The following is a 10,456-nucleotide window of genomic DNA, read 5'->3' as shown; positions in this document are numbered from 1 at the left end:
GCGAACGAGGCGCGCGCGCGGGCGGAGGCCGCGGAGGCCGGCGCGGCGGCCCGGCGCGCGGAGCTCGAGGCGCTCGAGCGGGAATGACGTACCGTGATGTCGGTATCGCGCTCTCACGCTGAGTGTGCTCTCATCGGGGGCCTTCGCATCCGGAGGTCCCGATGGGACGTGTGCGAGACGCGCTCATGGACGTGCTCGGCGACGTGAAGGTTTTCCGCTTCCCGATGTGGATCGTCTACGACCCCGGCTCCTACAAGGTGAAGGGCCGCGACGCGCGCGCGGTGATCGACCGCGTCCGTCCCGGCGACGTGCTCGTCCGCGGCTACGACGCGTACCTCGACGGGAAGCTCATCCCCGGCCTGTTCAGCCACGTGGGGCTGTACCTCGGCCGCACCACCCCCGCCGACCGCGACCTCGCTCCCGCGGGAGCCCGCGATCGGCTGGCCCTCGGCGAGCAGATCGTCATCCACGCCATCGCAGAGGGCGTCCTCACCGAGGACGTGCTCGACTTCTGCCGCTGCGACCGGCTCGTCGTGCTGCGCTTCCCGGCGCGGCTCCGGCAGCGGGCCGAGGCGCCGGCGGACGACCCCCGCGCCCTCGTCGAGGAGGAGCGGCTCGTGCGCGACCGGCTCGTCGGGGGCGGCGAGGTCCCGTTCGAGGAGGCGTGGCCGGTGGTGCGCCAGGTGGCGCTCGCCCAGCTCGGGCGGCCCTACGACTTCGACCTCGACTTCACCGACCTCGAGCGGCTCTCCTGCACCGAGCTCGTCCACCGCGCGACTCGCTCCCTCGCGCCGTTCCTCGGCGTGCAGCCCGAGCTCCACCGCATCCTGGGCCTCTCCGGCGTGGGCATCCTGCCCGACGCGTTCGTGCGCGCGCCGCTCGAGCTCGTCTACGCGAGCCCGTCGGTGCCGGCCGAGCGGCTCGCTGCGCTCAGGCCCGCACCGCCCCCGGAGACCCCCGAGCAGTCGGTCGCGGCGGCGTGAGCGGCGTGATCAGTTCCCCCGCGCGCAGCGCGCGAGCGCGGCCGCCTTGGCGCGAGCATCGGACGACCACGCGAGGGTGCGGAAGGCGTCGGTCGAGAGCGCGAACCACGCGAGCGTGAGATCCGCGCCCTCCTCGGTCTGCTCCAGGCCGGCGAGGAAGCCCTTCGGGTCGGAGACCTCGATCCCCGACTGCTTCCAGATCTCGGCGAGGTAGGCCGCGCGCTCGGCGCTGCAGTCGGGGTGCGCGCTCCTCCGCGGGGCCGTCGTCTCTTCCCCCGCTCCCGTCCCGTTGCCGGCCACCGCGCCCGGCTGCGCGCGCGCGCCGCTGCGCGCCGTCGCCTGCTCGGGGCTCGCCGCCGGGGGGGGCTCAGCGCGCGCGAGCGCCGCCGCCGGGACGACGGTGAACGACCCGATCTCGTCGTCCTCGGGTCCGGCCTCCTCCACCCGCAGATAACCCTCGGGGAGCTCGATCGTCTCGCCCGGAGCGTAGCGCTTCCCCAGCACCTCCACCTGCGCGTCCCCTGCGTCGATGGTCCCCTCGGCCCGGGGCGGCTCCGGACGGGAGACGACGGGGATCGCGGCGAGCGCGGCGACGACGAGGAGCGTGCGCGACATGGCGGAAGAGCCCTCCGGCACGACAACGTTCGCGCGGGCTCGAGGGTACGCAAGGCTCCGGGTGCGCGCCTGTGGGGGAGGCGGGCACGCTTCATGGGGCCCTCGCCGCCGGGACGTACGGGAGCGGTGCTCCCGCGCGGGCGGGGGCGCCTGCCGGGTCGGGAGGACAGCGAGGAATTCACCATGCGTTGACGGACTCAACGTTCGCCGCCCACGCGCGCGGATTCAGGGCGGTTCCAGGCAGCCGACCGTGGGGGCCCGCTGAGAACCTCCACGCGGCGGGTTGCCGCGGGAGCGCGGACCCGAACGAAAACGAGGGCTCACCGGCCCGGGAGCGCTGGCCCGTCGCTTGCGAAGCTGGAGGGTGTCCCGCCGGGACTTCGACCGCGAAGAAAGGGAGCGCAACCATGACGACGTTCGTCTCCATCCTCGAGGCGCTGGGAACGTTCCTCCTCGGTGCTGCGGGGCGCTCGGCGCTGTTCCTCGCCGGGCTCCTCGCGCTCGCGCTGCCCGCCCTCGCGCTCGCCCTCGCCTGGCGCGCGCGTGAGCGCCGCCGCGAGGCCGCCCTGGCGGACGCGGGCGACCTCGCCTACCGCCGGGACGCGTACTACGCGCCCAACCACACCTGGCTCGCGCCCGCCGCGAGCGGGCTGCGCGTGGGCCTCGACGACTTCGCGCAGCGGCTCCTCCCCTCGGCGAGCGCGGTCGAGCTGCCTCGCCGCGGCATGCAGGTGCGCCGCGGCGATCCCGTGGCGGTGGTCCGGGCGGGCGGCCGCATCGTCCGGATCACCGCGCCGGTGGACGGGCGCGTCGTGGCCGTGAACGGGACCTTGCGCGGCGATCCCGGCCTCGTGAAGCGCGAGCCCTACGGGCGCGGCTGGCTCTTCGCCCTCGCGCCCTCGGACGGCGTCTACATGACGTTCCCGCAGGATCGCGAGGGCGGCGGCTGGCTGCGCCGGGAGCGCGAGCGGCTCGACCGCTACGTCGAGGAGGAGCTCGGCCTCGCGGCGGCGGACGGCGGCGCGCTCCCTCCCCCCGCGCCCTCCACCCTCGGCGAGGACGGCTGGCAGCGGGTCCTCGCGCTGTTCCTCCGCCCCGCGTGACGCGCGGGGGAGGAGCGGAGCGACGGCGAGCGGCGGCCCGTCCCGGCGAGACGCGGGGGCGGGCCGCCGGCGTCAGGGCGCGGCTCCGTGCGGTCAAGTGACCGCGAACCGCGATCCGTCGCTCATGGCGCCCGTCGCTTGCGTGGAGCCGTCGCGAGACGCGCGATGACGTCGCCGAGCCGGGCGCTCCGAGGAGGGAGCACCGCAGGCGTGCCTGTAAGGCACGTCGAGGAACGCAACGACGAGGCCGCCCGGCGCAGGCAGGCAGCGTGCGTCGCAGCAGGCTCCATGCGAGCGGGTGGCGCCATCAAAGGTTGTCCCAGGCGTACCGGCCGGCCTCGAGGACGTGCTTCGCGAGCTGCTTCACGGTCGCGTCCTCGTTCTCGTCGATGCCGGCGAGGTTCTGGTCGACGCGCCGCTTCGCCTGGCGGGCGAGGGCGCGGAGGATCTGGCGCTCCATCTCCGCCGACGCCTCGCCGCGATCGTCGATCTTGGTGGAGACGCGCGCGAGCACCGCCGCGAGCGCGAACAGGTCCACCATGATGTCCGCGAGGCGCCGCGTCGCGAGCTGCTCGCCGATGATCTTCTTGCCGTGCTTGCGGAGGATCCGGTCCGCGGCCCGCGCGAGCGCGGTCGCGGCCTCCTCGAAGAGCGCCGCCTCCGGGGCGAGCGACGGGTGGAGGAGCGTGAAGCGGCCCTTCTCGCGGCGCAGGCCGGTCGCGAGCTGGGCGCGCCGCTTGGCGTAGTCGGAGAGGACCCCGAAGCCCTTGATGGGATCGGCGAACACCCCGCGCATGGAGCTCGACAGGTCCTTCAGCTCCTCGGCGACGTCGTTCATGGCGGTGAGCGCGATGAACAGGCGCAGGATCTCGTTCGTGCCCTCGAAGATCCGGTTGATGCGGCTGTCGCGCAGCGCGAGCTCGTAGGGCATCTCGCGCATGTAGCCCTGGCCCGCCGCGATCTGGAGCGCCTCGTCGGCGGTCCGCCACAGCGCCTCGCTCGAGAGCACCTTCGAGATCGCCGCCTCGACCGCGTAGTCCTCGTAGCCGCGGTCCACGAGCCCGGCGACGAGGTTCACGACGCTCTCCGAGGCGTAGCAGTCGATGACCATCTGGCCGATCTTCTGCTGGATCGAGTCGTAGCTCGCGATGGGCTGCCCGAACTGCACGCGGTCGCGGGCCTGGTGCACCGCGAGCTCGATGAGCCGCTTCATGCCGCCCACCGAGCCGCCCCCGAGCCCGGTCCGCCCGGCGTTCAGGATCTTCATGGCGAGCTTGAAGCCCTGCCCGATCTCGCCGAGCACGTTCGCCGAGGGGACGCGGACGTCCTCGAGCACGACGGTGGTCGTGGACGAGGCGCGGATCCCCATCTTGTCCTCGTGGGGACCGGTCGAGACGCCCTTCATGTCGCGCGTCACGATGAAGGCGGTGATCCGGCCGCGGCCGTCGAGCGAGGTCTTCGCGAAGACCGTGAAGAAGTCGGCGATGCCGCCGTTCGTGATCCAGAGCTTCTCGCCGTTCAGGATCCAGTCGTCGCCGTCGCGCACCGCCGTCGTCTTGATGCCGGCGGCGTCCGAGCCGGCGCCCGGCTCGGTCAGGCAGAACGCGGCGACGAGCTCGCCCGTGGCGAGCCGCGGCAGGAAGCGAGCCTTCTGCTCCTCGGTCCCGAACAGGAGCAGGCCGCGCATGCCGATCGAGCTGTGCGCGCCGACGGTCACCGCCACGGAGGCGTCGTAGCGGGCGAGCTCCTGCATGATGCGCGAGTAGGCGGTGGCGCCGAGCCCCAGCCCGCCGTGCGCCTCCGGGATGACGAGGCTGAAGAGGCCCGCGTCCTTGAGCTCGCTCACGAAGTCCTTCGGCATCTCGCCGGCCCGATCCCAGGCGCGGAAGTCGCGCTCGCGCCCGCCGAGCATCGACTTGAGCGTCTGGAGCACCGCCGCCAGCGTCTCCTTCTCGCCCGTCTTCGGCTCCGGGTAGGGGAGGAGGATCTCCTCCTCGATCTCGCCCATGCAGAGCGAGCGCATGAAGCTCGCGGTCCTCTTGTCGGTCATCGGGAGGCCTCCGGGCCGGTTGATTCGAGAATCATAACGCGCCGCGCCATCCGGGTGCGAGGGCATGGCCCGGCCCGAGGGGGTACGTCGGGCAGCGGCGGCGCGGCCGGTGGGGCGACTTCCCCGGCGTCCCGGTCAGCGTCCCTTCGCCGGGGCCGCGTACAGGTCGAACACCCTCGAGAGCGCCCGCCGGCACACCGCGCAGAACGGCACCGGATCGCGCGTGAACATCACGCAGTCGAGCTCCGGCCGGTAGTAGCCGCTCGCCTCGTAGTTCGCGCCCTCGAACGCGCCCACCTTCCCGGCGGTCGGGGCGGCGGAGAGGAGCGCCGTCTCCTCCTTCTGCTGGGCGAGGAAGAGGGCGTCCATCTCCGCCTCCGCCCCGTTGCGCGCGCGGATCGCCTTGCGCTGCTCCTGGAACTCCTTCGCGCGGCGGGTGAACTCCTCCTTCGGCCACGGGGTCGGCAGCGGCACGCCCGGCGAGAGCAGCTCCTTCCACTTCGCGGCGTGCGGGTCGGCCGTGACGTTCGGCTCCCACGGCTCGGGACGCGCCTCGCTCGGCAGGTAGGCGGTCTCGGAGGTGAAGTACTCGTCGGCGAGCGCAGCGAGCGAGTGGCCGAGCTCGTGGACGAAGATGTAGCCCGCCCAGCGGTTGTCCGCGGCGACGGTGGCGTAGAGGTTGAAGATGCCGCCGCCGCCGTAGGTCTCGGCGTTCACGAGGATGGCGATCGCGTCGTAGGGCGCGAAGGACGCCACGTCGCGCAGCGAGCGGTTCTCGAAGGAGAGGACGTAGCGCTCCGAGCCGAACGCGTCGTACGTGGCGCCGACCCGGCTGCGGCGGTGGATCCCCGTGAGCGGGCGGGAGACGCCGCGCTCCTCCGCCGGCGGGCAGATCCCCCACACGTTGAAGTCCCGGCGCCGCGACCGGTACGGCTCGTGCTCGAAGAGGATCTCCAGGAGCCGGCGCGCGTCCTTCTCGAACTTGGCGCGCTCCTTCTCGGTGTAGCCGTCCCCGACGAGCAGCAGGTCGAGCTTCGTCGCGGGGTCGCCCGCGTCCTGGAGGGCGACGACCGGGCCGGGCGACGGCGGGCGAGAGTCGTCCACGAACCGATCGTGCGGATCGACCACGAGCGACCAGACCTCGCGGAACGTCCGCTCCGCGTCGCGCTTCTTCACCACGAGCTGCACCGGCGCGGCGGGCGCCGGGAAGCGCACCGACTCGGAGAACGTCCGGTTCGCCTTGCGCGCCTCGTCGGTCAGCTCCCACTCGCCGAAGATCGAGGCGAAGCCGCGCGAGTAGAGGACCTTCTGCGTGCCGAGGTCGCGGACCTCGAAGAAGTACTTGCCGAGGTTCGTGTCGTCGACGGGACGGTCCGGCCGGCCGGGGAAGGGGAGGGGCTCGAGCACCACGCGATCGAGGCTGAAGCGCTCGTCGGTGGCGGTGCCGGTGTGGAAGTAGTCGACCCGGAGCGTGCGCGGGGGCGCCGCGACGAGGCTGACGGCGGCGAGCAGGGTGGCGAGCATGGCGCGGGAGTGTAGTACGGGGCCTGCACCGCACGGGCCGGGGCGCGCGCCACGCCGGGGGCTCCCCGACCCTTCTGCGCCGATATCGCGAGGCTCCAGGTGGGAGGGCCCCAACCGCGAGCGCCTGAACGCCTGGGCGCACCACGCCGAAGGGGTTGCATCGTGCGCTGGGCGCGGTCTACTTACCGGGCATGGCGGCGCGGAACGACGATCGGCAGGGGCGGGCTCCGCTGAGCCCGAGGGACCTGCTCGAGTTCCACCCGTGGATGCTCGCGCTGGCGGTCTTCCTCGCCTGCGCGATCGGCATCGCGCTCATGGAGCAGGTCCGCGACGCCCGCGACATGTGGGCCGCGTTCCAGCCGCAGGACGACGCGGGCCAGCACCCCTGAACGACCTTCCCCCGTCGGACGATCGGCCCAGGACCTGTTTCGCATCGCGTCGCGCGCCGCTCCCCGTGAAGCCGGTACGGTCACCCCGGTAGCTCGACGGAGCGAACGGCGCCTCCCGCTTCTCCTCCGCGCCCCCACGTCACTAGCTTGCTCCGGCGGCACCGATGGCGCTCCTCCGCATCCTGGTCGTCGACGACAACCACCTCGTCCGCAGGCTCGTGAGCCTCATGCTCGAGGACGCGGGGCACGTGTGCCTCGAGGCCGAGTCGGGAGAGGTCGCGCTCGCGCTCGCCCACGCCGATCCGCCGGACCTCCTGCTGGTGGACGACGCGATGCCCGGCATGCGCGGCGCGGAGGTCGTCACCGCGCTGCGTCGCTCGCCGGACCTCCGCCTCGCCTCCCTCCCGGTGGTGGGCATCTCCGGACGCCCGGCGGCGCGCGTCGAGCTGTTCGCGGCCGGCGCCGACGTCTTCGTGCCGAAGCCGATCGAGGAGGGTGCGCTGCTCGCCGGGATCCGGGCCGCGCTCCACGCGCCGCGCCCCGGCGGCGCCGCGCCACCCGGCCAGCCTTCGGCGTGACGGCGTGCTCCGCCCGCCGTCCTCGATGATGAGCCCGGCGCGCGGGGGGCGCCGTCACTCCTCCAGCCGCACCGGGTCGTCACGCAGCCGGCAGCCCTCGTCGTCTCCCTCCGCGCAGGCGCGCTCGAACAGCGCCCGGGCGCGCGCCTCGTCGTGGGGCACGCCCGCGCCGAAGCGGAGGAGCACGCCGAGGCGGCTGCACCCCGCGGCGAGCCCGAGCTCGCAGGCGCGGGCGTAGCGCTCCGCGGCGCGCGAGCCGTCCGCCGGCGCCGCCCGCCCCTCCTGCAGCACCTTCCCCGCCTCGAGGCACGACTCCCCGTCGCCGTCCGCGCAGCGCGCCTCGCCGGCGGGCAGCGCCATCGCAGCGCAGGCCGCGTCCGCGCCGAGGCGACAGGCCCGCCACAGGAGCTCTCCCCGTCGCTCGCCGTCGGCCTCGCGGGCGAGCGCGAGGCACCCCTCGGCGGCGCCGAGATCGCAGGCCCGCTCGGCGAGGCGGTCGGCGCGGCCGGGCGGGGCGTCCGCCGCGAGCAGCGCGCACGCGCGGGCCGAGCCCATCGCGCACCCCTCCTCGCGGGAAGCGCGGGCCCCCTCCCGATCGCCCCGCGCCGCGCGCAGCTCGGCCGCGCCCGCGCACGCGTCGGCGACGCCGGCGGCGCAGGCGCGAGCGAAGAGCGCGAGCGCGCGCTCGGGATCGGGCCTGCCTGCGGTCCCCGCCTCGAGCACGCGCGCGAGCCCGTGGCACGCGAGGCGCCGGCCGGAGTCGCACGCCTCCTTCAGCGCGTCGGCGCAGCCGGGCTCGCCGCCGGGAGGCTGCGGCGCGCTCGGGAAGAGGGCGCGGTGCAGCGCGCAGGCGGAGGGCGGGAGGCCGGGGGCCTGAGCGAGCGCGAGCGCGACGAGGAGGGCGAGCACGGAGGTGGGGAGGATAGCGCGGAGCCCGGTGGAGCGGGTCGCGTCACGAGGCGCGCGATGGGGTCGCTACCGCTCGCAGGCGGCGAGCGCGCGCGCGAAGAGCCCGCTCCCGGCGGTCCCCTCGCGCCGGGCCTGCGCGCGGATGGCGGCGCAGGACGAGGCGGGGGAGCGGCGAGAGAGCACCTCGGCGGCGCCGGCGCGGACGCCGCGATCCGGATCGCGCTCGAGGAGCGGGCGCAGCGTGGCGTCGAGCTTCTCCCGGGGGACGAGCCGGCCGAGGCCGCGGATCGCGGCGCGGCGGACGGCGCGCGGCTCGTGGGTGTCGGCCGCGAGCGAGCGGTGCAGCTTCTCGGCGCGCGCGCCGCCTATGGCGGCGAGCCCCTCGAGCGCGAGGGCGCGGCGGGTGGGGAGCGCGTCGGAGGCCGCGACCTCGGCGAGCACCGGCTCGGCGTCCGGCCCGAGCGCGCGCCAGGTCTCCGGCCGGATCGGACGATCGATCGCGCCGAGGAGCTCGAGCGTCCTCGCGCGCACGGCGGGATCGCACGGGCGGGCCCCGGCCTCCGGCGCGCTCGCGCCGGGGGGCGTGCACGCGGGCGCGCGGGCGGCACCGGTGGAGGAGACGAGGGCGAGCGCGAGGGCGGCGAGGGCAGCGGTCATGGAGGCTCCGTCAGCGGACCGCAGGGTTGAGGCGCATGACCTCGGACTGCTGCGGCGTGACCGACCCGTTCGAGCGGGTGTCGTCGAGCAGCCAGAACATGAGGTTCGAGGCGCCGGCGCAGGTGGTGCCTGCGCCGGAGCAGTCGGCGCCGGTCACGTCGAAGGGCGTCTGCGAGGGGTCGGTGAGCTTGTCCTCGCAGGTCGCCCGATCGGCGACCGGCGCGCAGGTCGCGCAGGCGCAGGTGGGCGTGTCGGAGAGCGGGTCGAACATCGTGCCGGACCGCTCGGTCGTGTGGTACAGGCCGAGCCAGTGGGACGCCTCGTGCGCCACGATGAAGGCCATGCGGTCCGTGCCGCAATGCGCGATGTCGACCGTCCCGCCGCAGCTCCCCATGCCCAGGTCCGCGAGCGTCACCACCGCCCCCCCGTTCACGGTGCCGGGGACGCCGGACGGGCCGGGGATCGAGCCGTCGATGCCGACGATCGCGAACGGGTCGTTCGGGTCGTTCGCGGTGACGGTGAGCTCGTCCACGAGGAAGAGGTGGATCGACGGGCGCTGCGCCTCGGCGAGCGTGAAGAGCTGCGAGAGCGGATCGCACGGGCCGGTGGAGTCGATGTTCACGTTCGCGTACCTCGACTGCGCCCACGCCGGCAGGTCGTGGAGCACCACGCTGCCGAGGCAGAGGCCCGCGTGTCCGAGCACCGCCGCCACGCTCTGGAACAGGCGCGCGAGCTGCGGGTCGTGCGCGAGCCCCGCCGCGGTCGCGCTCGCCGACGCGACGTAGACGTCGACGTCGAGCGTGCCGGTGGAGGTGATGGGGCCCGCGCGCGTGAGGACCTGCACGTCGTAACGGCTCGAGCTGCTCCCCCCGGTGCACCCCGACATCGCGGCGCACTCGTAGGCGTAGTCGTTGACCGTGAGCGTCCAGGTGCCGGGCGGCAGCCCGCCCGCGCTGCGCGCGGCGTCCAGGCCGGGGGAGGTGTTGGGGAGCGTGAGCGCGCCGGAGACGGGCGTGAACCCCCCGTAGTAGCCGAGGAGGCCGGTGTAGTCGGGATAGCCGTTCGCGTCCTGGGGGATCTTGGCGAGCTCGTCGTAGAAGACCCGGGAGTCGGGTGCGGTGACGCCGGTGGGGACCACCGAGTTCGGGATCCCGAACGCGCACTGTCCGCTCACGCACTGCACCCCGGCCCCGCAGTCCGCCGTCACGCCGCACGCCTGCCCGGTCTCGAGGTAGACGAAGTCGGGCGCCGAGCCGGCGACCTCCTGGGAGACCACCGTCACGCTCCAGGTCCCCGGCGGCACCTGGAACTGCGCCTGGGCGCCGACCGGGAGCTCCCCGAGCGATTGGGCCCCCGGGTACACCGGCGCGCGGATGGGGGTCTGGCAGGCGGTGCCGGGATCGGGCGCCGTCATGGGATCGCCGAGGACGGCCGTGGGGTGGGAAGGCGGCGAGCAGGCCGCGGAGACGGGCGCCGCCGCCGCACACTTTCCGGCGATGCAGACGAGGACGCCGCCGCAGTCGATCGCGGCCTTGCACGTCTTTTCGGTCCCGCTGCTCTTCGACCCGCCGCCACAGGCGAGCGCGCAGGCGAAGGCGAGGACCGCGGCGGGGGCGAGTCGTCTGCGCACCGTCCGACATCCTAAGCT

General features: G+C 74.6%; 10 protein-coding genes. 4 read left to right on the top strand and 6 right to left on the bottom strand.

What is annotated here, in order from left to right; translation table 11 throughout:
* The first annotated feature begins 161 nt into the window (after window positions 1-161).
* Window positions 162-983 (top strand): hypothetical protein, encoded by an 822-nt coding sequence (locus MNZ39_RS08365; protein WP_242337292.1) that lies wholly within the window; start codon window positions 162-164, stop codon window positions 981-983.
* 9 nt (window positions 984-992) lie between these two features.
* Here the strand turns inward: MNZ39_RS08365 and MNZ39_RS08360 are convergent, their stop codons facing one another.
* Window positions 993-1,598 (bottom strand): hypothetical protein, encoded by a 606-nt coding sequence (locus tag MNZ39_RS08360; RefSeq protein ID WP_242337290.1) that lies wholly within the window; start codon window positions 1,596-1,598, stop codon window positions 993-995.
* Window positions 1,599-2,005: 407 nt separating this feature from the next.
* Here MNZ39_RS08360 and MNZ39_RS08355 point away from each other — a divergent pair, with 407 nt between their 5' ends.
* Complete coding sequence (locus MNZ39_RS08355; RefSeq protein ID WP_242337288.1) at window positions 2,006-2,701, top strand: glycine cleavage system protein H; 696 nt, start codon at window positions 2,006-2,008, stop codon at window positions 2,699-2,701.
* A 307-nt stretch (window positions 2,702-3,008) separates the two neighbouring features.
* On the opposite strand, the gene MNZ39_RS08350 is transcribed toward MNZ39_RS08355, so the two are convergent.
* Together MNZ39_RS08350 and MNZ39_RS08345 are read right to left on the bottom strand one after the other, a co-directional pair.
* Window positions 3,009-4,751, bottom strand: a complete 1,743-nt coding sequence (locus MNZ39_RS08350; RefSeq protein ID WP_242337286.1) for an acyl-CoA dehydrogenase family protein — start codon at window positions 4,749-4,751, stop codon at window positions 3,009-3,011.
* Between the two features lie 135 nt (window positions 4,752-4,886).
* The gene (locus MNZ39_RS08345) at window positions 4,887-6,275 is read right to left on the bottom strand and encodes an IgA Peptidase M64 (protein WP_242337284.1); all 1,389 of its coding nucleotides are present in this window, start codon (window positions 6,273-6,275) and stop codon (window positions 4,887-4,889) included.
* Window positions 6,276-6,466: 191 nt separating this feature from the next.
* On the opposite strand from MNZ39_RS08345, the gene MNZ39_RS08340 reads away from it, so the two are divergent.
* Window positions 6,467-6,664 (top strand): hypothetical protein, encoded by a 198-nt coding sequence (locus MNZ39_RS08340; protein WP_242337282.1) that lies wholly within the window; start codon window positions 6,467-6,469, stop codon window positions 6,662-6,664.
* Window positions 6,665-6,828: 164 nt separating this feature from the next.
* Window positions 6,829-7,242, top strand: coding sequence for a response regulator (locus MNZ39_RS08335; protein ID WP_242337280.1), 414 nt, complete (start codon window positions 6,829-6,831; stop codon window positions 7,240-7,242).
* 54 nt (window positions 7,243-7,296) lie between these two features.
* On the opposite strand, the gene MNZ39_RS08330 is transcribed toward MNZ39_RS08335, so the two are convergent.
* From MNZ39_RS08330 to MNZ39_RS08320, 3 genes are all read right to left on the bottom strand, one after another.
* A complete protein-coding gene (locus tag MNZ39_RS08330) occupies window positions 7,297-8,151 on the bottom strand; it encodes a tetratricopeptide repeat protein (protein WP_242337278.1) in 855 nt (284 codons plus the stop codon).
* Between the two features lie 66 nt (window positions 8,152-8,217).
* Window positions 8,218-8,808 (bottom strand): HEAT repeat domain-containing protein, encoded by a 591-nt coding sequence (locus tag MNZ39_RS08325; protein ID WP_242337276.1) that lies wholly within the window; start codon window positions 8,806-8,808, stop codon window positions 8,218-8,220.
* 10 nt (window positions 8,809-8,818) lie between these two features.
* The gene (locus MNZ39_RS08320) at window positions 8,819-10,438 is read right to left on the bottom strand and encodes a hypothetical protein (protein WP_242337274.1); all 1,620 of its coding nucleotides are present in this window, start codon (window positions 10,436-10,438) and stop codon (window positions 8,819-8,821) included.
* Window positions 10,439-10,456: the final 18 nt, after the last annotated feature.

Origin of the sequence: Anaeromyxobacter sp. SG66 (assembly GCF_022690805.1) — a bacterium.
GTDB classification, from domain to species: Bacteria; Myxococcota; Myxococcia; order Myxococcales; family Anaeromyxobacteraceae; genus Anaeromyxobacter; species Anaeromyxobacter soli.
The sequence above is the reverse complement of the archived record's forward strand: the minus strand, read 5'-3'. Positions and strand labels throughout refer to the sequence as shown.